This window comes from Vibrio sp. Y20_XG_PY13 (assembly GCF_024181925.1).
Taxonomy (GTDB): Bacteria; Pseudomonadota; Gammaproteobacteria; order Enterobacterales; family Vibrionaceae; genus Vibrio; species Vibrio parahaemolyticus.
Window position 1 is genome coordinate 1,074,745 of sequence record NZ_JAMZAL010000001.1, and the last position, 23,440, is coordinate 1,098,184.

The 23,440-nt window shown below is 47.3% G+C and carries 19 protein-coding genes; 9 read left to right on the forward strand and 10 right to left on the reverse strand.

The features are described from left to right. Positions 1-5 precede the first annotated feature (5 nt). The 4 genes from NL646_RS04735 to NL646_RS04750 form a co-directional block, all read right to left on the reverse strand. Positions 6-1,730 carry a putative 2-aminoethylphosphonate ABC transporter permease subunit gene (locus tag NL646_RS04735; protein WP_017448002.1) on the reverse strand — a complete coding sequence of 575 codons (1,725 nt, stop codon included), beginning with the start codon at positions 1,728-1,730 and terminating at the stop codon, positions 6-8. 7 nt (positions 1,731-1,737) lie between these two features. Then, a complete protein-coding gene (locus NL646_RS04740) occupies positions 1,738-2,856 on the reverse strand; it encodes a putative 2-aminoethylphosphonate ABC transporter ATP-binding protein (protein ID WP_017448003.1) in 1,119 nt (372 codons plus the stop codon). 103 nt (positions 2,857-2,959) lie between these two features. Further along, positions 2,960-3,370: a GNAT family N-acetyltransferase gene (locus NL646_RS04745; RefSeq protein ID WP_253663909.1), complete on the reverse strand. Its 411-nt coding sequence runs from the start codon at positions 3,368-3,370 to the stop codon at positions 2,960-2,962. Between the two features lie 113 nt (positions 3,371-3,483). Beyond that, positions 3,484-4,494 carry a putative 2-aminoethylphosphonate ABC transporter substrate-binding protein gene (locus NL646_RS04750; protein ID WP_017448005.1) on the reverse strand — a complete coding sequence of 337 codons (1,011 nt, stop codon included), beginning with the start codon at positions 4,492-4,494 and terminating at the stop codon, positions 3,484-3,486. A 267-nt stretch (positions 4,495-4,761) separates the two neighbouring features. Here NL646_RS04750 and phnW point away from each other — a divergent pair, with 267 nt between their 5' ends. The 3 genes from phnW (at position 4,762) to phnX (ending at position 8,177) form a co-directional block, all read left to right on the forward strand. Then, positions 4,762-5,865 carry a 2-aminoethylphosphonate--pyruvate transaminase gene (phnW, locus tag NL646_RS04755; RefSeq protein ID WP_017448006.1) on the forward strand — a complete coding sequence of 368 codons (1,104 nt, stop codon included), beginning with the start codon at positions 4,762-4,764 and terminating at the stop codon, positions 5,863-5,865. 26 nt (positions 5,866-5,891) lie between these two features. Further along, positions 5,892-7,271, forward strand: coding sequence for an aspartate aminotransferase family protein (locus tag NL646_RS04760; protein WP_017448007.1), 1,380 nt, complete (start codon positions 5,892-5,894; stop codon positions 7,269-7,271). A gap of 90 nt (positions 7,272-7,361) precedes the next feature. Beyond that, positions 7,362-8,177 carry a phosphonoacetaldehyde hydrolase gene (gene phnX / locus NL646_RS04765; protein ID WP_253663910.1) on the forward strand — a complete coding sequence of 272 codons (816 nt, stop codon included), beginning with the start codon at positions 7,362-7,364 and terminating at the stop codon, positions 8,175-8,177. Positions 8,178-8,253: 76 nt separating this feature from the next. Here the strand turns inward: phnX and NL646_RS04770 are convergent, their stop codons facing one another. Beyond that, positions 8,254-9,282 carry a LacI family DNA-binding transcriptional regulator gene (locus tag NL646_RS04770; RefSeq protein WP_017448009.1) on the reverse strand — a complete coding sequence of 343 codons (1,029 nt, stop codon included), beginning with the start codon at positions 9,280-9,282 and terminating at the stop codon, positions 8,254-8,256. A 249-nt stretch (positions 9,283-9,531) separates the two neighbouring features. Between NL646_RS04770 and NL646_RS04775 the strand changes: the two genes are divergently transcribed. The 3 genes from NL646_RS04775 (at position 9,532) to NL646_RS04785 (ending at position 11,596) form a co-directional block, all read left to right on the forward strand. Continuing rightward, on the forward strand, positions 9,532-9,975 hold the full coding sequence (locus NL646_RS04775) for a PTS sugar transporter subunit IIA (RefSeq protein ID WP_005463973.1): 444 nt from the start codon (positions 9,532-9,534) through the stop codon (positions 9,973-9,975). A gap of 67 nt (positions 9,976-10,042) precedes the next feature. Then, a complete protein-coding gene (locus NL646_RS04780) occupies positions 10,043-10,330 on the forward strand; it encodes a PTS sugar transporter subunit IIB (RefSeq protein ID WP_005463968.1) in 288 nt (95 codons plus the stop codon). 9 nt (positions 10,331-10,339) lie between these two features. After that, positions 10,340-11,596, forward strand: coding sequence for a PTS ascorbate transporter subunit IIC (locus tag NL646_RS04785; protein ID WP_005463995.1), 1,257 nt, complete (start codon positions 10,340-10,342; stop codon positions 11,594-11,596). Between the two features lie 125 nt (positions 11,597-11,721). On the opposite strand, the gene NL646_RS04790 is transcribed toward NL646_RS04785, so the two are convergent. Both NL646_RS04790 and NL646_RS04795 read right to left on the reverse strand, forming a co-directional pair. Continuing rightward, a complete protein-coding gene (locus NL646_RS04790; RefSeq protein WP_005464009.1) occupies positions 11,722-12,069 on the reverse strand; it encodes a hypothetical protein in 348 nt (115 codons plus the stop codon). 9 nt (positions 12,070-12,078) lie between these two features. Then, positions 12,079-14,112, reverse strand: a complete 2,034-nt coding sequence (locus tag NL646_RS04795) for a S8 family serine peptidase (protein WP_005464000.1) — start codon at positions 14,110-14,112, stop codon at positions 12,079-12,081. A gap of 469 nt (positions 14,113-14,581) precedes the next feature. Here NL646_RS04795 and NL646_RS04800 point away from each other — a divergent pair, with 469 nt between their 5' ends. Further along, positions 14,582-15,838, forward strand: coding sequence for a type 2 secretion system lipase (locus tag NL646_RS04800; protein ID WP_253663911.1), 1,257 nt, complete (start codon positions 14,582-14,584; stop codon positions 15,836-15,838). Between the two features lie 127 nt (positions 15,839-15,965). On the opposite strand, the gene NL646_RS04805 is transcribed toward NL646_RS04800, so the two are convergent. The 3 genes from NL646_RS04805 to NL646_RS04815 are packed head-to-tail and all read right to left on the reverse strand — an operon-like array spanning position 15,966 to position 20,498. Further along, positions 15,966-17,342, reverse strand: a complete 1,377-nt coding sequence (locus NL646_RS04805) for an efflux transporter outer membrane subunit (protein WP_171901782.1) — start codon at positions 17,340-17,342, stop codon at positions 15,966-15,968. Positions 17,343-17,356: 14 nt separating this feature from the next. Then, positions 17,357-19,321 carry a MacB family efflux pump subunit gene (locus NL646_RS04810; protein ID WP_017448012.1) on the reverse strand — a complete coding sequence of 655 codons (1,965 nt, stop codon included), beginning with the start codon at positions 19,319-19,321 and terminating at the stop codon, positions 17,357-17,359. Between the two features lies 1 nt (position 19,322). Continuing rightward, the gene (locus NL646_RS04815) at positions 19,323-20,498 is read right to left on the reverse strand and encodes an efflux RND transporter periplasmic adaptor subunit (protein ID WP_253663912.1); all 1,176 of its coding nucleotides are present in this window, start codon (positions 20,496-20,498) and stop codon (positions 19,323-19,325) included. 771 nt (positions 20,499-21,269) lie between these two features. On the opposite strand from NL646_RS04815, the gene NL646_RS04820 reads away from it, so the two are divergent. Next, positions 21,270-22,613: an OmpP1/FadL family transporter gene (locus NL646_RS04820; RefSeq protein WP_017448013.1), complete on the forward strand. Its 1,344-nt coding sequence runs from the start codon at positions 21,270-21,272 to the stop codon at positions 22,611-22,613. Positions 22,614-22,691: 78 nt separating this feature from the next. Beyond that, positions 22,692-23,411: a carbonic anhydrase gene (locus tag NL646_RS04825; protein ID WP_025521866.1), complete on the forward strand. Its 720-nt coding sequence runs from the start codon at positions 22,692-22,694 to the stop codon at positions 23,409-23,411. The last annotated feature ends 29 nt before the right edge of the window (positions 23,412-23,440 follow it).

Below are 23,440 nucleotides of genomic sequence, written 5' to 3' on the forward strand. Positions count from 1 at the left end.
TGTCCTTATCTTTTACGCCAAGCCTGAGTGCGACTTTCTAACCACTTCCCCAACGTCATCTGCACGATCTTCGCAATCGCGGCTGCAATCATGATCATCACGGCCATCGCAGCAGCTGCGCCCGTTTGGCCTGCATCGTCCATGTTTAGAATCGATACCGAAGCAGGAATCGTATCGGTTGAGTACAGGAATACTACCGCAGAAGTGGTGGTCAATGCATTAACAAACAAGTAGGTTGCGATGTCTAAAACAGCAGGCATACAAACCGGTAAGGTCACTTTGAAAAACAACTTATACTGAGGCAGCTTGACCGATGCTGCCGTCGCTTCTATCTCTGAAGGCAGTTGCTTGAGAGCGGTTAACGCTGTCATGTGGCCGACTGTGTAATAGTGCACTACGGTGTTAATCACCAGAAACGTCATCGTACCGTAAAGCACATTCAATGGGTTGTTCACATCATTGAAGTAAAAGATGTATCCCAAACCCAAAACCATGCCCGGCACCGCCATCGGCACCACGCTCAGCATTTGCATCGCCTGACGAACTGGCCCAAACGCACGACCTTTTTCAATACAGTAGGCACCGACGAAAATCACAGCGGTACCAATCAGCGCAGTCCAACCTGCCAGCGTTAACGAGTTGAAGAATGGGCTCCAGCCATAGGTACTCATCTCTGCGAAGTTGTAATTGTTCAGCGTCAGCGCTTTATTCCAAGGCCAGAACGTCACTAATGAGCCATACACCGCCATACCAAGCACCGCCAACACTGCGATAGAAATGATGCTGCAGTAAACCAAACAAATGCTGTCGCGCGCTTTGTTAGGCTCTGGCTGATAAGGCACCGAGCGCGTGTCGAATAAGCTCTTTTGTTTTTTCTGCACCCAACGATCCGCACCAAACGCCATTACCGCAGGAAATAACAGCATGATGCTGGTCACTGCACCCATGGCAAAGTTTTGCTGGCCCACCACTTGTTTGAAGATGTCGGTCGCCAGAACGTTATAGCTTCCGCCAATGACTTTCGGCACACCAAAATCGGTGATCACCAACGTGAATACGACAATCAGAGTGCTGATCAAACCGTATTTCGCCGCAGGTAACGTCACCATAAAAAAGGTCTTCATCGGTGAGGTTTTTAGAGCACGAGCGGCCTCATACAAACGGGCATCGGAAGTACGCAGCGAAGTGGTCAAAATCATCAGAGCATGAGGAAAGGTCCAAAAGATCAAACCCATTGAAATACCAATCACACCATACACTGAGTGACCACCAAGTAGCTCTTTCGCAACCCCTTGATTGCCAAAGAGGAAGATCAAGCTGATCGCAGGCAAAAGTGAGGGAGCAAGGATTGGCGCGGTACCTAAGATGTGAAATAGACCTTTAAATGGCATGCATGAACGCGTGAGTGCGTAAGCGTAACCAAAGGCCAGAATACCGACCACCGTCGTTACAACGAGTCCCAAACTAAACGTATTACCAACGGAAACCCACAAACTTGAAGAAGAAAAATAAGTTGCAAAGTTGGCTAGCCCAACAAACTCGCCATCGCTGTTTTGTACGCTTTTGGCCAGCATCGCCCACAATGGCATCAAGATGAACAAGATCATCATCGTGGAAAGACCCGCCAACAAACCAAACAGCACGAGGTTGTCGCGGCTAATGCGTCCCATCATTGATTTCGCTTTGTCTTGAGTCGTCAGGCTATTCATCGTCATTGTCTTCGCATCCATGTTGCACCTATGCCGCCAACGCTTTTGTAAACGCATTCCCCTGAGAAGGGATTACATAGCCGTGCAAGCCACTTTCTAAGAACTGGATGTAACGCACATCACCAATGCAAATATTGAGGTTTTGCACCGTCTCGACTGGCACATCAACAACGATTGGTTTCGCTTGGCTGTCGTTTTGTAGCTCACAATCCACGCGGAAAAATGCGCCCAAAAACTCGGTAGCGGTAATGCGTACAGGCAGCGAGTTGCGGTAGTTTTCGACAAACTTGATGTTCTCGGGACGCACCGCCAAATCAAAGCGATCACCACGTTGAATCTTACGATTGGTTAAACTTGGTGCTGGCAGTAGAGTCTCCGCAATACGCACCTGAGATTCGGTCACGACAGATGTCTCGATAAAATTCATGCTGCCGACAAACTCGGCCACAAAGCGCGTTGCCGGTTGTTGGTAGATTTCTTGAGGCGTGCCGACTTGCTCAATTACGCCATGGTTCATCACCACAATTCGATCTGCCATCGAAAGAGCCTCATCCTGATCGTGCGTAACCATAATGGTAGTGATGCCCAGCTTGCGTTGCAGCTTACAAATTTCATCACGTAAGTGAACACGTACTTTCGCATCCAACGCAGATAAAGGTTCATCCAGAAGAAGCAGTCCCGGAGATAAAGCAAGCGCTCGCGCTAACGCCACACGTTGTTGCTGACCGCCCGACAACTGGTTAGGAAACTTCAGCCCTGAGGTTGGTAAGCCTATCGTTTCGAGCCACTGCTCTACTTTCTCCAGCGCATCTTTGGTTGACATACCTTGGTTTTTCAAACCCACCGCAATGTTCTCTTGTACGGTGAGGTTTGGAAACAGCGCGTAAGACTGAAACACAATGCCGAAATCACGCTTTTCTGGTGGTAGAAATGTGGTCTCTTGGCCGTTTTGAAAAATCGCGCCAGAAGTAGGTAGATCTAAACCTGCAATTGCACGTAATAACGTAGTTTTACCGCAGCCAGAAGGGCCTAAAAAACAAACGAACTCACCTTTTTCGATCGCCAGTGAGATTTGCTTTAATGCAGTGAACTGTCCGAATTGTTTCACTACATTTTTAATGTTCAGATAAGGTTGGTTAATTGACATAACACACACTCCAAATGGTATATACCAATTTTAGTTTTTATGTGTTACGTTCCAATGACAAATTTATAGCCAGAAGATGACAAATAGATGAATGCCCTCGATATTAAACTCTTAAATCTAAACTCATCTTGAAATACGGAATGTCTGATTTATAAAAGCGCTCGCCCTCCTTCTGTAATCCAAACTTCTGATAAATTTTCAATGCCGACTCACGCGCATCGCACCAGAATACCTCTGCGTTCAACGCTTTAGCATCATCAATCATCGTCTCCAACATTCGAGAGCCGATCCCTTTACCTTGTTGACTTGAAGATACCGCAAACTTCCTTAGTCTTGCTGCGCCATTGTTGAAGAAGACTGACGCCACACCCACCATCTCTCCGTTCACATAACTCCCGTAATGATAGCCAGTTTCATCTTCATCAACCTTGCAAAACTCAATGCTTTTGCTTGGCCATAAAACCTGCTGTCGAAGCGGCAGTGTCTGCTCCGCATTAATACGTTGGATTTCCATTCACTTCCTCTTTTCTACCTGAGTATCCGGCCACTAATGTGCCTCTACTTTTCGCAAGATGCAAAAAAGGAGAGCAACCGCTCTCCTTTTGACAATCGGATTTGTCGTAACCCTTATGATTTTGGCTCTGATTTCGCGTCAAATTTCTCAGACCATGTCGCTAAGATTTCTGCACGCTTGCTGCCCATTTGCGCGAAGTCCATCTTCGCCATGTTCTCTTGAACGTTCGGGAAGTTAGATACGGTCGCTTTCACTTCTTTATGTGCAACCACTGGGTACATTTCTACGTAAAGCTCATTTGCTGCTTTAGAGATTGACCAGTCGACAACACGCTTGGCTACATCAGACTCTTTTACTAGGCCAACGGCTTCTGATTCCCAGCCGATACCTTTAGGTGTGATAACCGCAAGTGGTGCACCTTGTGTTTTCAGCTTCGCGCCGCGACTTGCCATCGAAATACCGATAGCCACTTCGCCCATGCCTGCTTGAACGCATGGCTTTGAGCCAGAGTGCGTGTAGTGTGCAATGTTTTTGTCTAGGTCACGCATGTAGTTCCATGCCTGATCTTCACCCATGTTTTGTAGCCAAGCAGACACCTGCATGTAGCCAGTGCCTGAAGACGCTGGGTTCGGCATTGCAATGTGACCTTTGTAAACCGGCTTCGTTAGGTCTTCCCAAGACGTTGGTTTCGGTAGGTTAAGTTGTTTCGCTACCGCTTCGTTGAAACAAACTGCGTTAAAGAACGCATCATTCCCAAACCAAGCTTGGTTTGATTGAGGGTCGTTTAGGTTCGCATGCAGCTCTTCCAAACCTTTTGGTGTGTAAGGCTTAAGAAGACCTTCATCTTTAAGCAATGCCATTGACGAGCCAGCAAGACCCCAAACCACTTCCGCTTGAGGGTTGTTCTTTTCTGCCAGCAATTTCGCCGTCATGATACCTGTTGAATCACGAACCCACTTAATCTTGATATCTGGGTTGTCTTTCTCAAACGCAGACTTGTATTTAGCAAGAATGTCAGTTTCGAAAGCGGTGTAAACCGTCACTTCCTGTGCAGCCATTGCATTGGTAACAAGCAGAGAGACAAGCGCAGCCAGCGATCCTTTCATCAAACGGTTTTTCATCATTTTCTCCAGTTAATTTGGCTAAGTTTTCATTTGGTCTGTACCAGTTGACGGTATACACCCTACTGAGCCTTTGTGACGAAATCATGACCATTAAATGGCAGTTTTGAGAAAATTATCGATAAATAGGCGACCAACTGATCGGTGAAATTTTGGATATGAAAGTTTTATGAAATTCACTGAATGGCTATTTACGACCCTTTTTCATCCTTGTTAGAGTGAGCTTAATTTCTGGTGTAGACCAATTAAATTATTCTGATGGAAATCGAGATGAAAAACGAATACCTACTACTGACTCCAGGTCCTCTATCTACTTCTGAAACGGTACGCGAAGCCATGCTGAAAGACTGGTGTACTTGGGATGATGAATACAACAAAGACATTGTCGAAGTGATCCGCACTAAGCTTGTAAAACTGGCAACAAAGCATAGCGGCTACACCAGCGTGTTAATGCAAGGCAGCGGTACCGCATCGGTAGAAGCAACGATTGGCAGTGCCATTGGCAAAGATGGAAAGTTGTTGGTTGTCGACAACGGTGCGTATGGTGCACGCATCGCTCAGATCGCTGATTACCTAAATATTCCATGCCATGTAGTTTCCCCAGGCGAAACATCACCGCCACACTTGAACGAGGTGGAAACTGCATTGGCATCGGATCCTGCTATCACACACGTGGCGATTGTTCACTGTGAGACAACCACTGGCATGCTTAACCCAATTGAGGCATTTTCTTCTGCTGCAAAAGCGCACGGTAAAGTGGTTATTCTCGATGCCATGTCGAGCTTTGGTGGCATTCCTATCGATATCGCAGAGCTAGGCATCGATTTTATGATCAGCTCTGCTAACAAATGTATCCAAGGCGTGCCGGGCTTTGGCTTTGTGATTGCGAAACAAACTGAGCTCGAAAAGTGCCAAGGTCAGGCACGTTCTTTGAGCCTTGATCTTTACGACCAATGGCACTGCATGGAAGTGAACCACGGCAAATGGCGTTTCACGTCCCCTACGCACACGGTTCGCGCTTTCTACCAAGCATTGTTAGAACTCGAACAAGAAGGCGGCATTGAAGCGCGTCATAACCGTTACCAAACTAACCAGAAAACACTGGTTGTAGGTATGCGCTCTCTTGGTTTCGAACCGCTACTGAGTGATGACCTTCACTCGCCAATCATCACTTCTTTCTACTCTCCGACTCACAGTGATTACCAGTTCAAAGCGTTCTACACGCGTTTGAAAGAGCAAGGTTTCGTGATTTATCCGGGTAAGGTATCGAACGCAGATTGCTTCCGTATCGGCAACATTGGTGAAGTTTACCCAGCAGATATCGAGCGCTTAATCGGTGCGATTGAAAAAGCCATGTACTGGCAAGTTGCGTAAAGCAGCCTTCTGATTGAGAGAGCGTTATGACTCAGAATATCAAACCGACTCATTTTCGCAGCGAAGGCGATGTCAACACAACGCCAGCACGCCAAGCTTGGAATGCATCGATGGACGACGAACGCACGCAAGCATTATTGAAGCGCGATTCCGAGGTCTTTCTTCATCAAGCCATGTCGACGCCTTGCTTAGATACCTTGGAAGCAGCGGAAGGCATCTACATCCAAGATGCTACAGGCAAAAAGTACATGGACTTCCATGGCAACAACGTCCATCAGCTGGGCTACGGTCATCCGCATGTGATTAAACGTGTGCAAGAGCAAATTGCCAAACTGCCGTTTTCACCACGTCGTTTTACCAATGAAACCGCGATTGAATGTGCCGAAAAACTTACACAAATCTGTGGCGGCGAATTGAATCGAGTGTTGTTTGCTCCGGGCGGCACATCAGCGGTAGGCATGGCACTTAAACTAGCGCGCCATATCACGGGCAACTACAAGGTGGTGTCGCTGTGGGACTCCTTCCACGGCGCATCGCTGGATGCCATCTCAGTGGGTGGTGAAGCGTGTTTCCGTCAAGGCATGGGACCATTAATGGCAGGTGTTGAGCGCATTCCACCAGCGGTGTCTTACCGTGGCGCTTTCCCAGTCGCGGACGGCAGCGATGTGCATTACGCCGATTACCTTGAATACGTGATTGAGAAAGAAGGTGGCGTGGGCGCGTTTATCGCAGAAGCAGTTCGCAACACGGATGTTCAAGTGCCAAGTAAAGCCTACTGGAAACGCATCCGTGAAATCTGTGACAAACACAATGTCATGCTGATCATCGACGACATTCCTAACGGCATGGGTCGCAGCGGTGAATGGTTCACCTACCAAGCCTACGACATCGAGCCAGATATACTCTGCATCGGTAAAGGTTTGGGCGGAGGCTTAGTGCCTATCGCAGCCATGGTAACCAAAGACAAATACAACACTGCCGAGCAAATCTCCATGGGTCATTACACTCATGAGAAAAGCCCTATCGGTTGTGCTGCAGCACTGGCAACCATGGAAGCCATTGAGCAAGACTGCTTGCTAGATAAAGTCAAAGCCGAAAGCCAGTTCATGCGTGAAAAGCTGTTAGAGATGAAAGCCAAATACTCAGTGATTGGTGATGTGCGTGGCATCGGCATGTTGTGGGGCATTGAACTGGTCACTGACCACGAAAGCAAAGCGCGTGCGTATGACGAAGCGGAAGCTGTGCTGTACCAATGCCTCAACAATGGCGTGAGCTTCAAGGTATCGCAAGGTAACGTGATTCAACTCAGCCCACCGCTGATCATCACTCGCGAGCAACTGACAGAAGCGTTGGCGATCTTCGAAGAAGCGATCGCCAAAGTGTGTAAAGACTTTAACTACATTTAGGGTCAATAGACCTCAACAAAAACCAATTTATCCAGAGCGCGCTTCCAGCGTGAAGGCAAGCGCCCTGGCAAGCAAGAAAAAGGATTGAACATGAGCAACTCACCAATTCAAGCAGTGATCTTTGACTGGGCTGGCACTATCGTCGATTTCGGCTCTTTCGCGCCAACCAGCATCTTTGTGGAAGCATTCAAACAAGGCTTTGATTTTGACATCGACCTTGAAGAAGCACGTGAGCCAATGGGGCTTGGTAAGTGGGACCACATCCAAGCTGTGGGTCGCATCCCTGCAGTTGATAAACGTTGGAATGAGAAGTTTGGGCGCTCAATGACCAACGAAGACATCGACACTATCTACGCGGCATTTATGCCTCTGCAAAAAGCAAAAGTGGCTGACCACGCAGAACCAATCCTCAACGCAGTTGAAGTTGTGAACGGTCTGAAAGACAAAGGCATCAAGATCGGGTCTTGTTCTGGTTACCCTCGCGAAGTGATGGACGTACTGATTCCAGTGGCAACGGATTACGGCTACCAACCAGATTATGTTGTCGCGACAGACGATCTGCCACAAGGTGGTCGCCCTGCGCCGTTTATGGCACTGAAAAACGTGATTGAGCTTGGTGTAAGCGACGTTAAAGCATGCGTCAAAGTGGACGACTCAGCACCAGGCATCTTTGAAGGTCACAATGCGGGCATGTGGACGGTGGGTCTGCTGCTTTCTGGTAACGAAGCAGGTCTGACATTTGAAGAATACCAAGCCGCAGACGAAGCAACCTTAGAGAAAGCTCGTGAAAAAGCACGCGCGAAGTTTATCAAGAGTGCACCTCACTACTTAATCGACACCATCTCCGATCTGGCAGAGGTGATCGTAGATATCGAACAACGCCTAGCCACGGGCGAACGTCCGTAGTTTTCGCTCGTGAATTCAGAATGTAAAAAGCCTCTCCATCTTGAGAGGCTTTTTGTGTTTATGGAAAGCGGAGGGGTCAATTAATCGCGGTACTTGCTCGACGCTTTAGCTTAAAGCCCATACTGGTTGGCCTTTCTTCTGGCTTACCTTTGATGGCATGCAACAGTTTTTCTGCCGCCTTGGTGCCCATGCGCTCGTAATCAAATTCTGCCGATGTCAAACTTGGGTAAGCGTGCTCCCCCATAGAAGAGCCTTCAAGACAAATAATGGCAATGTCGGTCGGGACTTTGAGAACACGGCGATGGCACTCAAAGAGCGCACCAATTGCTATCTCCTCATGGCTACACACCAAAGCATTCAAGCTTGAATCGCGCAGCAATAACTTCGCCAATCCTTCCGCACCCAATTGTGAAGATGGCGCTTCATGAGTCGTCAGAAAATGATCTGGGGTGAGATAGTTTTCAATCATCGCACTTTGCCAACCGTGTAACTGGCGTTGCAACGTCGAGTGATTCCCGCGCGCCCCAATAAAACCAACGTTCTTAAAACCTTGTTCAATCAGGTGTCTGGTACAGGCCTTACCCACTTCGAAGTGATCCACGCCAATGTTGAGATAACTGGCCTTTGAGCTCAGTTCGGCAATCTCTAACACTGGCGTATTTGATGCCTCTAACAGTTGATGCGTTCGCTGACTATGCTCACTTCCAAACAGTACAACGCCCGCAGGACGGCTCTCTAAAAAAGTCGAAAGCAACTTTTCTTCTTGCTCAATCGAGTAGTCGCTGTAACCCAGCAATAGTTGATAACCCGCTTTGTTTAACGCCTGTTGGAAGCTTGGTAAGAAATGCGCGCATGCTTTTTCAAACAGTGACGGAATGATAAGAGCGATGGAATAACTTTCTGCAGATGCGAGTGCCCCTGCGGCTTTGTTCGGGATATAGCCGAGCTCATCAACCACTTGTTGAATTTTTTCTCTCAGCTTATCGGATACCAGCTCTGGCGTTCGTAATGCTCGCGACACCGTCATCGTGCCTACGCCTGCTTGTTTGGCGACATCAGCCAAAGTGACATTGCCGGTACTTCTTCGTTTGCGAGGTTCGCTCATTGTTTTTATTTAATGTTCTCTAATTTCAGCTGCGACATCTTATCACAGCGCTTTAATGGTTTTGATATTAGCGCATTAGAACTCGAACACCAGCATATGAAACTTCGATGCCTGATAAAAATGATAGCGCTATCACAATTAATGCTAGCGCTATCAGATAGCGCTACCATTTGTGATCACTCTCAGGTTTTTCTGGCAAATTGATCGATAAAGTACGCAGCAACAAAACAACAAATCGGAAACATTCCAATGCTACGTGAACTGATTACCTCTGATGTCATTCGCATCCATTCTGACGCAACCGACTGGAAAGATGCGATCAGCAAATCTTGTGAAGCTTTGATTGAAAATGGCGCGATAGAACCAAGTTACGTTGAAGCAATTTACCGCTCGCACGAAGAGCTTGGCCCTTACTACGTGGTAGGTCCGGGCATGGCGATGCCACACGCTCGCCCTGAAGATGGCGTTAACCGTTTGTCACTGGCGATCACGGTGATCCAAAACGGCGTCAACTTTAACTCTGAAGAAAATGACCCAGTAAAAATGCTGGTCACGCTAGCGGCAACGGACAGTAATAGCCACGTTGATGCGATTTCGAAACTGGCGGAATTGTTTATGAATGAAGAGCATGTAGAGGCCATCTGCAACGCTCAAAGCAAAGAAGATGTTCTTGCGATCATCGACAAATACTAAGTTTTACTCCTGACATACCCCATTCACAAATGGGTATACCCCCTATAAAAAAGAAAAGGTCTGAATTATGAAAATTATGGTTGTTTGCGGTCACGGTCTTGGTACTAGCCTAATGATGGAAATGAGCATCAAAAGCATCGTAAAAGAATTGAATGTCGATGCCGCAGTGGATCACATCGATCTTGGCTCAGCAAAAGGCACAAGTTGCGACATTTTCATCGGCACAAAAGACATTGCAGAACAGTTGGAAGCACTTGGCGTTGAACAACGTATCGTAGCGCTTGATAACATGGTCGACAAAGTCGCAATGAAAGAGCGTTTATCTGTGGCACTTCAAGAGCTTGGCGCTCTATAAGGTGGCGTTATGGAATTCTTCAGTTTCTTAATGAACGATGTCCTATCAGAGCCAGCGGTTCTGGTCGGTCTCATCGCTCTAATCGGCTTAATTGCCCAGAAAAAACCAGTCACCGAGTGCATTAAAGGCACGGTAAAAACCATTCTTGGTTTCATCGTGCTTGGCGCAGGTGCAGGCTTAGTTGTGAGCTCGCTAGGCGACTTTGCGACAATTTTCCAACACGCATTTGGCATTACAGGCGTGGTTCCAAACAACGAAGCTATCGTCTCTATCGCGCAAGAAGCGTTTGGTAAAGAGATGGCGATGATCATGTTCTTCGGCATGTTGGTGAACATTCTGATCGCTCGTTTCACGCCGTGGAAATTCATCTTCCTAACAGGTCACCACACACTATTTATGTCGATGATGGTGGCGGCGATTCTGGCATCTAGCGGCATGAAAGGTGTTCCACTGATCGCTCTTGGCTCTGTGGTTGTGGGTTCTGTAATGGTGTTCTTCCCTGCAATTGCGCACAAATACATGAAGCAAGTAACAGGCTCAGACGACGTTGCGATTGGTCACTTCTCAACGCTTTCTTACGTCCTAGCTGGTTTCATTGGCAGCAAGTTTGGTAACAAAGAGCACTCAACAGAAGAGATGAATGTCCCTAAGAGCTTGTTGTTCTTACGCGATACGCCAGTGGCTATCTCGTTCACCATGGGCATCATCTTTATGGTGACGTGTTTGTTCGCTGGCGGCGATTTTGTCCGTGAAGTCAGTGGCGGTAAACATTGGTCTATGTTTGCGCTAATGCAATCCATCACTTTCGCCGGCGGTGTGTACGTCATCCTGCAAGGTGTACGTATGGTTATCGCAGAAATCGTTCCTGCATTTAAAGGCATCTCAGACAAACTGGTTCCAAACGCAAAACCTGCACTGGATTGTCCGGTTGTGTTCCCATACGCGCCAAACGCGGTATTGGTGGGCTTCCTATCGAGCTTTGCAGCCGGTCTAGTGGGCATGTTCCTGCTGTACGTGATGGGTCTTACTGTGATTATCCCAGGTGTCGTTCCACACTTCTTTGTGGGTGCTGCGGCAGGTGTATTTGGTAACGCGACAGGTGGTCGTCGCGGCGCAATTCTAGGCGCGTTTGCACAAGGCCTACTGATTACTTTCCTACCTGTATTCCTAATGCCAGTACTGGGTGATCTTGGCTTTGCAAACACAACATTCAGTGATGCTGACTTCGGCGCGGTAGGTATCCTACTTGGTTTGATTGTTCGCTAAGTTTTCTCTCTAATGAATGCGGAATTAGGCTCGTCGGCATTCATCTCTGAGAGGCTTTAGCCATAGAAAAACACTCAAAAAAAAACGCCCCTCACGTGAGGGGCGTTTTTCTTATTGAGGCTATCTTATTGGGACAGCAACTTTCTCGTTGGTTCTTGCTCGGTGTACTCAACCGCATCGCTGGTGGAAAGCTTGTCGACATCTTCTTGAGAGCCGGTTACTACCAACACTTGCTGTTTCACCAAAGCATCGACCACTTCAAGGTTGTTGTGACGAAGAAGCGCTCTCACTTCGCTTTCTTTCCCTTTGTGATATTTCACAAAATAGCGAGCCGGTTGTTGCTCTGCACTTGTTGGACGCTCATCCACAAGAGGAAAGCCTTGGTTGTTGGCAAGGCTGGTGGCGCTCATGCCAATCGCCAATAGCGCGGTCAAACTCCCCGCCGTTACGGAAAGTAAGGTCAGCTTCTTCATAGTCACTCCTTATTGAAATGTCAGAGACCAACTGTTGATTGTACCTGTGTCTCTTCTGGCACTGTCGACGGCTTTTAGTTCCCAAGAACCTTGCGATTCAAAACCAGAGAAATCAACTTGGAAAGTGGTTTTGATATCGTTAGCGCTGCCGCCAGTATTGTCGTGAAGCACGACTTGTCCACCTGTCGGTGAAGTCAGAGTCACTCGTAGGTCACCGATGTAAGTATGGCTAATATCTACGTCAATGCTTACAGTACCTGAGTCGCCAGTGCGATCGACATTCAGTGCGCTGATGGCACCAGAGGTTTTGTTGTCAGGAATCGCAACAGGGTTAGTGTTTGAGTAGCTAGAATCTGAAGAGCTACCGCCACCGTCAGGACCATTACAGCCCGCATCCAAGAACAGCTTCGCCGCTTCCGCATTCACTAGGCCGTGACCTGTGCGGTTATCTCGACCTGCAACATCAATGTCTGTCGCGGTTTTGATCAACGCGTTACGTACTTGCGCTGCGGTACACGTTGGGTGGTAACTCCACACCAAGCCAGCTACGCCCGTTACGTGCGGAGTCGCCATCGAAGTGCCGTTGTAGTACTCGTAGTCTTCACCTGATGTAGTTGCAACCGTGATCTCTTGGCCTACGTAACCCAATAGCTCTTGACCAAATGCACGATCAACTGTCACCGACACCATGCGATAAGCGTTGTTTTGGTCAACTAAGAATGGGTTTTGTAACCCAGCTAATGCCGCGTTGCTGTATACAATCGCCGCGCTTGCGCCTGCGTTGTAACATGCTCGAACTGCATCCACCTCTGGGTATGTACCTGAAGATTGATTGCCAATACGCTCAGTAAGACAGATTTTGCCTGACATGTCGCCACAGTTGAAGTTACCGCCAGACACATCACAGCTTGCCAATGTCGCGGTGACTGAACCTGCAACTGGTGCTGGTACAAACTCAGTGCCGTTGTGGACCAAACGGTTATGAGGCACGATGCCACGGTCAAACTGGCTAACACCGTTTAGCGTAATGTCAGACAACTTACCTTCGCCTACTGTTACGGTGGACAGGATCGCCACACCCGGCGCCGCGATTTCAACTTGATCCGTCGCTTGCGAGAACGCCGCGTGATCATTTTGATTATCGACCGCTGCAACTGACATAACAGAATCGTAAGACGCTGGGTAGCTGTGCGCAGTATTGCCGTCGTTACCCGCCGCAGCGATTAACAGTACGCCTTGATCGTAGATCGCTTTCAGCGCATTTTGCTCCGTGCGACTCGATTGGCTACCACCGAGGCTCATGTTCACCACGTTTGCGCCATTATCAGCACACGTTTGTATCGCTTTCACAAGACCAGAAGAGTAACCCCAGCCCGCTTCGTTAAACACTTTCACGATGTGAAGGTTCACGTTTTGGTTTGGCATCACGCCCTTCACGCCTTCAGTATTCGCGATCGCAGCGATAGTGCCCGCTACGTGAGTACCATGCGCGTTGTTGTTGCCAGGATCACTCCATGATCCTGTGCCGCTGTCATTGGTACCAGCAACACGGTTACCGCTCAAATCGTTGTGCGACAGATCGTAGCCAGAGTCGATGATACAAACCGTGCGGTTACCTGCATTGAAGTCATCCAACTGCTGAGCATTCACTGCGTTGTAACCCCAAGGTACCGTTTCACTTAGCAGGTAACGCGGAGGATCGACTTCCACGTATTCCACATCACCACGGTTACGCAGTGGTTCAAGATCATCCCCATCCAGCTCAACGCTGTAAATGGCACGGTTACCTAGTTTTTCCACTTTACGTGCTTTCACCTGTTGCAAAACAGATTCTTGCGCGATACGTGGTCCCCAAAACGAGTTGCCCCCCATCGAAGATCGGCTTACCGGATCTTCTTTGAATTTGACGATGTATTTCGTCGGCAACTTGGATTCGTCGAATCCCATCGGTGGAGCCGCGAATGCTGACATGGAAGCAGTCAGCGCGACGGCGACAGCAGACAATGTAAATAAGCCTTGTTTTTTACTTGTTGTGTAGTGCATTTGCCCTATTCCTTAGTTGAGCTAATTTTTATTCACTATATCCTCATGAAAAGTCATCATTGCGATGTATACATGAGTCACTCAGCTATAGTTCATCGTCCAAAAATGCCAAACAATTTGTTTCATGAATATACAAATTTGTACAAAATATCATTCAATCAACATTTTTAGTTAACATCAAAAAGCATCAACAAAACCTTATAAAGCAATCACTTATTTAACAAAAAGTGCATGTTAAATTAATGTTAGTGAGTAATTATTCTAAATATGGGCCATTTAATCGATTGCTATGCTGAATGAATTTTTTGACCGTGATGCCAAAATCAAAATAATGAATATTTAGTTGTTGACTGTCTGGAGTATTTACTCAGAATTAGAGGGTTTAGTGAGAAAAATTCTCATCTAAACAATGTTATAGCCAAGTATTTTTTCAATGTGCTTGGGTCAATAACCATTACAAGAAGAGTGAATGATGAAAAAAACAATCACACTATTAACTGCATTACTCCCGCTTGCTTCTGCAGTTGCCGAAGAGCCAACCTTATCACCAGAAATGGTTTCAGCGTCTGAAGTGATCAGCACGCAAGAAAACCAAACCTATACCTATGTTCGCTGTTGGTATCGCACCAGCTACTCGAAAGATGATCCGTCGACCGATTGGGAATGGGCAAAAAACGAAGATGGTAGCTACTTCACCATTGACGGCTACTGGTGGAGCTCCGTTTCATTTAAAAACATGTTCTACACCAACACGTCGCAAAACGTTATCCGTCAGCGTTGTGAAGCAACATTAGATTTGGCGAACGAGAACGCAGACATTACGTTCTTCGCCGCTGACAATCGCTTCTCATACAACCACACGATCTGGAGCAACGACGCAGCAATGCAGCCAGATCAAATCAACAAAGTGGTTGCACTCGGTGACAGCTTGTCTGATACAGGCAACATCTTTAACGCATCACAATGGCGCTTCCCTAACCCGAACAGCTGGTTCTTAGGTCACTTCTCCAACGGTTTTGTGTGGACAGAATACATTGCCAAAGCGAAGAACCTTCCGCTCTACAACTGGGCAGTTGGCGGCGCGGCTGGTGAGAACCAATACATCGCGCTAACAGGGGTTGGTGATCAAGTTTCTTCGTACTTAACCTACGCAAAACTGGCGAAGAACTACAAACCAGCAAACACCTTGTTTACGCTTGAGTTTGGTTTGAATGACTTCATGAACTACAACCGTGGCGTTCCAGAAGTGAAAGCGGATTATGCAGAAGCACTGATTCGTTTGACGGACGCAGGTGCGAAGAACTTCATGTTGATGACACTGCCAGACGCGACGAAAGCGCCTCAGTTTAAGTACTCAACACAAGAAGAGATCGACAAAATTCGTGCGAAAGTGCTTGAGATGAACGAGTTCATCAAGGCACAAGCGATGTACTACAAAGCGCAAGGTTACAACATCACGTTGTTTGATACTCACGCCTTGTTCGAGACGCTAACTTCTGCGCCAGAAGAGCACGGTTTCGTGAACGCGAGCGATCCTTGTTTGGACATCAACCGCTCATCGTCTGTCGATTACATGTACACCCACGCATTGCGCTCTGAGTGTGCAGCGTCTGGTGCTGAGAAGTTTGTGTTCTGGGATGTCACGCATCCAACAACAGCAACTCACCGCTATGTTGCAGAGAAAATGCTAGAAAGTAGCAACAACTTAGCCGAGTACCGTTTCTAACCAGACACGGCTTCTGAGTTGAAACCTTATCTTCGTACACACGTTGATAAGCAAAATGGCCACGACACATCGTGGCCATTTTTATCGAAGGAACTTTGTGATCACAGCAGTCGCAGCGCTAAACAAGTTACAGTGGCGCGACGTCGGTTCCCCCTAAAGACTGGTAAAGCGTAACCTGAGTGAGAAACTGGTTGTAGCGGTTTTCCAACAAAGAAGCTTGCGCGTTTCTGGTCTCTTCTTGGGCATTCAAATAGTCCATGATCGACGTCGAGCCATACTGATACCGCGCAGCATAAATGGACTCAGCGGCACTTGCAGCATCATATTGCTCTTGTAAACGCGCCGCCTGATACTTCAATTTTTCTCGTGCCGACAAGGCATTTTCGACATCTTGGAATGCGGCGTACAACACTTGGCGATAACTCACAATGGCCGATTGATAGTCTAAATCGGCAATGGCTTGGCTATTTTTCATCTCATTCCACTGCAAAAACGGCAACGTCATATCTGCACCTAAGCTGCCAATCGGGTTGGAAAGCAGGTCTTTAAGCGCTTGTGACGATCCACCCAGAGCCCCAGTGAGCGTCAGCTTGGGCAAGTAGTCCAAATCTGCTGCGTCTTTATTTGCTAGCGCGGCTTTGACTTCATAAATCGCTGCTTTAATGTCGGGTCTGCGGATCAATAAATCAGACGGAGCACCAACACTCAACGATGGCATATCGCCTTCAGGCAGCATTTGGATGTTTGCACTGATGCTCTTCGGCGGTTGATTGAACAAAATCGCAAAGGCGTTGTTTGCCTCGAGTAAACTCTGTTCAAACTCACTTTGCTGCGCTTGTAAGCTTGCCAACGTACGTTTGGCTTCAAGCACATCTAACTGATCCACAGCGCCAAGTTGGTACTGTTTTTCAATCAATTGTAGCGTTTGAGCTGCGTCTGCCACATTACGCTGACTGAGGTTTAAGCGCTGTTTTAGATAGCCGATTTGCCAATATAACGATGCCGTCGTTGCCACCAAACTTTGTGCGGTCGCCTCGCGATCTTGTTGACTTGCCATCGCCGTCCACTTGGCTTGGTCAACGTCTGCCGAGATTTTTCCCCACAAATCCAACTCGTAATTGACGGACAAGTTAGTGCTGTAGCTATCTGCCGATTCCCCGCTATCAAGAGATTTTTGAACTTGTCCTGATGTGGAAGAACTCAACGTAGGGAAAAGGTCATCTTGCGCTAAACCCAGCTGTAAACGCGCTTTCTTTAGCGTTAGCGTTGCCAGCGTCAAATCGTTGTTTTGAGCCAACACCTGAGTAATGTATTGATTAAGCGTTGGGTCGTTAAACGCCAACCACCAAGGATCCATACTGACATCACCCGCAACATGCATCTGTTGCCAATTTGCAGGCACTTGCACCTCAGGAGCTTGATAGTCGCTACGCATAAGCGAACCACAACCTGACAACCACACTGCAATTAAGGCAGCCGCGACCAATCGAGTTTTGAATTTCATTGTGTTACTCATTTTTAGTCTCTCGCTAGCGCTTCTATCGGATCGAGTTTGGCAGCATTGCGAGCGGGTAAAAAGCCGAAAGCGATGCCAATCAACGTTGAGCAAATAAACGCCCAGATGATCGAGTTCATTGAGTAAATCATTTGGAAGCTGCTGCCAGATGTACTGAATGCAAAACCAATCAAAAACGCCAAGCCAATACCAGCAATGCCACCACACAAACACACCAGTACCGCTTCAATCAAAAACTGACGCAAAATATCCGCTTGCCGCGCACCCACAGCCATTCGCACACCGATCTCTTTCGTGCGCTCTGTCACCGACACCAACATGATGTTCATTACGCCAATTCCGCCGACAATTAGGGAGATCACCGCAATCGCTGAGATCAGTAACGTCATGGTTGCGGTGGTTTTCTCGATGCTCTGACGAATGGTGTCAGTGTTAATCGTGAAGAAATCTTCTGTACCGTGGCGCATTTTTAACAAGTTGATGATGCTCTGTTCTACCGCTGCGCTTGGGGCATGCTCATCAATCCGTACAGTAATGCCGTTGAGGTAGCGTTGTCCCATCATTCGTCCCGACATGGTGGTGTATGGCACCCAAATTTTCAGCGCGTCGCTGTTGCCAAACGCGTCTTCTTTTTTCTGCGTGACACCCACAATACGCACTGGCAATGAACCAAGAAAAATCACTTCACCAATCGGATTTCTATCCGCAAACATTTCCTTTCTGGTGTTGTCATCAATCACTGCTTCTTGGGCGAGCGAATTCACGCTCTCTTCATCCCAAAACTGACCTTTGGCGATCTCATAACCGCGCACACGGAAATAATCTTCCCCAACCCCTTCCACAGACGCGGTTGCATCCTGATTGGCGTAACGCACGGTTAAGCTGTTGGATAAAGACGGCGTGACACTGTCGACAAAAGGTAGACTCTCCAACGATTTAGCATCGTCGGCGGTTAGCGTTTTCACTCGTCCGGAGCGGCGGTCACCAAACCCTTTGCCCGGCCTGACATCAATGGTGTTTGTTCCCATGGATGAAATATTCGACAAAATTTGCTGTTGTGAACCATTACCTAGTGCCACCACGGAAACCACCGAAGCTATACCAATAATGATGCCGAGCATGGTCAAAAACGTGCGCATTCTGTGGCTAGACATCGCCAGCAGCGCCATTTTGAGCGCGTCAATAAAACTGTCCCACTTCCACCACTTACTGGCGACTTGCGCTGGGCGATGAAAAGACGCGCTCGGTGTCTTTGCTGCTTGCTCATTGATTACAACTTGTGCATTTGGCGTATCTGCAATGATTTCACCATCTTTGATTTCAATGATGCGATCCGCAAAGTTCGCCACGTTCATATCATGAGTCACTAAGATGATCGTATGCCCAAGTTGATGCAATTCTTTAAGCAGTGCCATCATCTCTTGCCCACTGTGACTGTCTAATGCGCCAGTGGGCTCATCGGCGAGAATCACCTCACCACCGTTCATCAGTGCACGAGCAACACTCACGCGCTGTTGCTGGCCACCACTCAGTTGGCTGGGCTTGTGAGTCAAACGATCTTCCAGCCCCAAGCGAGCCAATAGTGACTGCGCTCGCTCCGTTCTTTGACGATGAGGAACTCCCGCGTAAACCGCAGGTACTTCCACGTTTGCCACCGCGGTTAAATCCCCCAGCAGATGGTAACGCTGGAATATAAAGCCAAAATACTCGCGGCGCAGTTCCGCCAGTTGGTCGGATTCCAACGTCGAGACATCTTGCCCATTAATGAAGTATCGACCGCTGGACGGTTTATCCAAGCAGCCGAGCACATTCATCAGCGTCGATTTACCAGAGCCTGATGCACCCACGATCGCGACCATTTCACCGCGTTTTATCTCTAAATTAATGTGGTTCAACACAGTAAGCGACTCGTCGCCAGAGACAAAACGTCGAGTTAAATCCTCAACTTTTAAAAGCACGTCACTCATCTTAGAACCTCATTGGAGGTCGACGACGATCACCTCGGCTTGATGATTCTCCATCCATAGCATTGCCAAGAACAACTTGGTCGCCCTCCTTCAAACCTGAGAGAATTTCTGCGTTCACTTTGTTGTTAATACCCACTGTCACGGGCTTTTTCACCACTTGGCCCTGTTCAAGCACTGGCACGGTATAGTTGCCTTTGCCGCCAGATTTTTGCAGCACTTGTGAAGGGACAATCAAGGTATTTTCCGATTGCTCAAGGACAATCGAAACTTGCGCAGTCATGCCAATACGCAAAATACCTTGCGGGTTCTTCACGTCAAATACAGCGTTGTAGTAAATGGCATCGCTATCTGAAATGCTCAGATCGCTATCATCGCCATCCATGATGGTTGGCCCCGGCTCAATGGCGCGCAATGTGCCTTTAAACTGCTGATTCGGTTTGCCTAAAATGGTGAACAGCGCCGTTTGGCCTGGGTGAACAAAAATCACATCGGCTTCCGAAATTTCGGCTTTCACCGTCATCGTATCTAACTTGGCTAACTCGATAATAGTTGGCGTGGTTTGATTGGCGTTTACAGTTTGTCCTTCTTCCACCGCGGTGTAGACCACCGTGCCATCCATCGGTGCGTTGATGGTGGTGTAACCGAGATCTAACTGCGCATTGTCGACGTTGATTTTGGCTTTCTCGATTTCGGCATCCAGTTGCGCTAACTCGGCTTTGTAGATGGCGAGCGTCGCTTCGGCATTCTCGTAATCAGCTCGTGAGCTCGCTTTCGCTGCCAACATGCCTTTTTGGCGCACGTATTCATAGTTTGCTTGTTTAATCTGCGCTTGCTTAGCCTGGTACTGAGCGTTGAGACTATTAAGAGACGCTTGGGCTTCTTTGAGGCTATTTTGCTGAGTCAGGCTGTCAATCTGTGCAATCAACTCTCCCTGTTTTATCTCATCCCCTAAGTTCACAGCGAGACGTTGAATTTGCCCAGATACTTGCGCACCTACATTCACCAATTTGGACGCTTGCAACATGCCGTTGGCTAATACCGCCTTTTCGATATTGCCTTTGCGAACGACTTCTGTCGCGTAAGGAGAAATGGGTTCTGGACGTTGCAGATAATGATAACCACCAGCACCAATGGCAAGTAGGCCACACAAAACGAGCCATTTTTTATTGAGTTTCATAACAGGAGTGAAGTAAATAATCGTTTTGATTTTATACTGCTATTTGTCTTAGCCGTACAGGGTACGAGACGTAAAGATAGGTAAATTAACGTCAAGATACTGAAGGAATAACTTCACTAACGTGAAAAATCCGAGATATTATAGTCACTTCAAAACTTTATCATTCAATAAATATAACAAAAATCATTTTCAATATAGAAATTCAAGTTATAAGTATTATAAACAAAACTTTTAAATACCAACAAACCAGTAAAATCTAAGCTTATTCAATATGCCATCCATTTAAATTTCATTATGGTCATTTTGATGATTGAATTTAAAGAGGAGTTAAGTGGCAAGTTAAATAAAAAATACCCACATAACACAGGTAAGACCGAGAGGAGTGTGTCATGTGGGTTTAAAACGATAGTTCTCTTGCTGATTCGAACTACCAACGTTGGGATGCAATGGAAATACAAATGACTCAGAGTTTCCATCACGGACACTTTATCGCTGGATTTGCCTCTGTTTGTTAGGGAACAGTCAGCACAATAAAAATAGAGAAGTAATACCGCAAAAATAAAAATAGGGGCTCTGAGTTTAATTTACACGTAAAATAATCACCACATTCACGACATGAACCATTAATAAATTCATCAATAAATATTTATTAAGTTAAATTTATTTATTGTCAACATACTGTTAGTTTTACCCCTAAATATACTGGTCAGATTTGTTTATTTTACTGCTTTTCGTTGCAATACAACCTCTAATTAATTCATGAGAAAAAACATGCAGCGACAATTAACTCTTTCACCGATTTATTTATTAATCGGTTTAGCCTCCTCGACGGCGTATGCCGGAGGTTTTCAAATTAACGAACATTCGGCGACGGGTCTTGGTCGTGCTTTTGCTGGTGATGCTGTTATTGGTGATAATGCGTCTGTAGTCAGCCGCAACGCCGCAGCGATGACGCTGTTTAAACAAAATGCCTTATCGTTCGGTGTCACTTACGTCAAACCTGACGTTACCGTTAAAAATGCGCAATATCATCGAGCTAACATTAATGCGGATGTCAATGTTGGTATGGGCGGTTTTCCTCCGTCCCCTCAAGTTGACATTACCCCGTCCTTCTCTCAAACCGTGACCGACATTGATGACGTCGATGGCGTTGGTCAACCAGCCGTTGTACCCAATTTTTACTTTATTCACCCTATCAACGACGACTGGTATCTAGGCTTATCGGCATACTCCAACTTCGGAACCGACATGGAGTTTAAACCAAACTATGGCGCACCTGTTTTTGGCGGTGTCACCAGCGTAGCGAGTGTCAACCTTGGCGCAAGCTTGGCATACAAGGTGAACGACCGTTTTAGTATCGGTGGTGGTATTGATGTGATTTACGGCTCTGGTGAACTGTACCGCGATATGGACGTGGGTGTTTGCGTTGGTGGAAACATACTTGGAAACGAACTAGAACAACGTTGCGGAGCCGTAAAAGGCAACGCACTTGATGTGGAAGCTGGCGGCATTGGGCTTGGCGCGAACATTGGCATGATGTACGAGTTTAACGAACGTCATCGCTTAGGTTTAAGCTACAAGCACAGCCCTAACATCGATGCCAAGGGTGACATCCACTTTGCTGGCGAATCGTACGACTCGCTTGCTATGCCGCTACCGGATATTGCGGAGTTTTCCGGTTATCACCGCGTCTTACCTAAATTTGCCCTGCACTATTCTGTGCAGTGGATTGGTTGGTCAGCATTTGACAGCTTGAAAGCTGATGATCAGTTGCTAAAAGATTTTCAGTGGCAAGACTCCGCGCACTACTCCATCGGTGCGACTTGGTACGCCAATGAACGTTGGACACTTCGCACGGGTTACATGTTCGACAAAACACCTGTCGATGAGCTGACTTCGCTTTCTATCCCAGATTCGAACCGTCACTGGTTATCTGCAGGCGCCTCTTACCAATGGTCATCAGATACCACGGTTGACATCGGCATGACGTACTTGATTGGTGAAGATGTCAACGTAGAAGAGTACGCGTATGAAGGTGTTCCTGCACCGATGGTAACGGGCGTGACCCATTCAAATGCGTTCCTAATTGGTGCCCAACTCAGCCACCGTTTCTAATTTGTCAGGCAGTGATCAAACCTCTAGGTCATTGCCTTGTAACAACGCTTATCAAAGCGACCGAACAGAGACATTATTATGAACAAAACACTACTTGCTTTTTCACTCTCACTTCTCACTCTAAGCGCGGCTCAGGCTTCGGAATGGGGCTATGGCAATGACAAACACGGGCCAGAACACTGGGGAGAAATCGCCAAAGACTGCGCAACCACGAAAAACCAAAGCCCAATCAACATCGACAACCCAGCCGATGCAAAACTGGAAGCACTGAACCTTTCGTACACTGGTCAGGTCATTGGTTTAACCAACAATGGTCATACGCTGCAAGCGCAAGTGAACGGACGTAACAGCTTCACCATCGATGGCGAGACGTTCGAACTGCAACAGTTCCATTTCCACACACCTTCAGAAAACCAAATCAAAGGCCGCCAATATCCACTTGAAGCGCACTTTGTACACGCCAACGAAGACGGCGAGTTGGCGGTAATTTCGGTGATGTTTGATGCTGGTGATCAAAACGCAGCACTGTCTAAACTGATCAACGCAATCCCACAAGAGAATCAAACCACGTTCTTTAAAGATACGTTTGAGATTAACGACTTACTGCCAAAAACTGCAAACTACTATCGATTTAACGGCTCTTTAACCACACCGCCATGTTCAGAAGGTGTGCGCTGGTTTGTGCTTAAAGACACTCAAACCTTATCCAAAGATCAAGCCGCGAAACTGATGGAAGTCATGGGACAAAACAATCGTCCGCTGCAACCGCTAAATGCGCGCGTTGTACTTTCTAACTAATCGCCATATCCGATAAGGGGCATCGTATT

Bases quoted from the DNA above. Each gene is read 5' to 3' on its own strand.
- NL646_RS04800 (WP_253663911.1), top strand. From the start codon at position 14,582: ATGATGAAAAAAACAATCACACTATTAACTGCATTACTCCCGCTTGCT.
- NL646_RS04745 (WP_253663909.1), bottom strand. From the start codon at position 3,370: ATGGAAATCCAACGTATTAATGCGGAGCAGACACTGCCGCTTCGACAG.
- NL646_RS04785 (WP_005463995.1), top strand. From the start codon at position 10,340: ATGGAATTCTTCAGTTTCTTAATGAACGATGTCCTATCAGAGCCAGCG.
- NL646_RS04750 (WP_017448005.1), bottom strand. From the start codon at position 4,494: ATGATGAAAAACCGTTTGATGAAAGGATCGCTGGCTGCGCTTGTCTCT.
- NL646_RS04790 (WP_005464009.1), bottom strand. From the start codon at position 12,069: ATGAAGAAGCTGACCTTACTTTCCGTAACGGCGGGGAGTTTGACCGCG.
- NL646_RS04805 (WP_171901782.1), bottom strand. From the start codon at position 17,342: ATGAAATTCAAAACTCGATTGGTCGCGGCTGCCTTAATTGCAGTGTGG.
- NL646_RS04795 (WP_005464000.1), bottom strand. From the start codon at position 14,112: ATGCACTACACAACAAGTAAAAAACAAGGCTTATTTACATTGTCTGCT.
- NL646_RS04825 (WP_025521866.1), top strand. From the start codon at position 22,692: ATGAACAAAACACTACTTGCTTTTTCACTCTCACTTCTCACTCTAAGC.
- NL646_RS04810 (WP_017448012.1), bottom strand. From the start codon at position 19,321: ATGAGTGACGTGCTTTTAAAAGTTGAGGATTTAACTCGACGTTTTGTC.
- NL646_RS04740 (WP_017448003.1), bottom strand. From the start codon at position 2,856: ATGTCAATTAACCAACCTTATCTGAACATTAAAAATGTAGTGAAACAA.
- NL646_RS04735 (WP_017448002.1), bottom strand. From the start codon at position 1,730: ATGGATGCGAAGACAATGACGATGAATAGCCTGACGACTCAAGACAAA.
- NL646_RS04775 (WP_005463973.1), top strand. From the start codon at position 9,532: ATGCTACGTGAACTGATTACCTCTGATGTCATTCGCATCCATTCTGAC.
- NL646_RS04820 (WP_017448013.1), top strand. From the start codon at position 21,270: ATGCAGCGACAATTAACTCTTTCACCGATTTATTTATTAATCGGTTTA.
- NL646_RS04815 (WP_253663912.1), bottom strand. From the start codon at position 20,498: ATGAAACTCAATAAAAAATGGCTCGTTTTGTGTGGCCTACTTGCCATT.
- NL646_RS04760 (WP_017448007.1), top strand. From the start codon at position 5,892: ATGACTCAGAATATCAAACCGACTCATTTTCGCAGCGAAGGCGATGTC.
- phnX (WP_253663910.1), top strand. From the start codon at position 7,362: ATGAGCAACTCACCAATTCAAGCAGTGATCTTTGACTGGGCTGGCACT.
- NL646_RS04780 (WP_005463968.1), top strand. From the start codon at position 10,043: ATGAAAATTATGGTTGTTTGCGGTCACGGTCTTGGTACTAGCCTAATG.
- NL646_RS04770 (WP_017448009.1), bottom strand. From the start codon at position 9,282: ATGAGCGAACCTCGCAAACGAAGAAGTACCGGCAATGTCACTTTGGCT.
- phnW (WP_017448006.1), top strand. From the start codon at position 4,762: ATGAAAAACGAATACCTACTACTGACTCCAGGTCCTCTATCTACTTCT.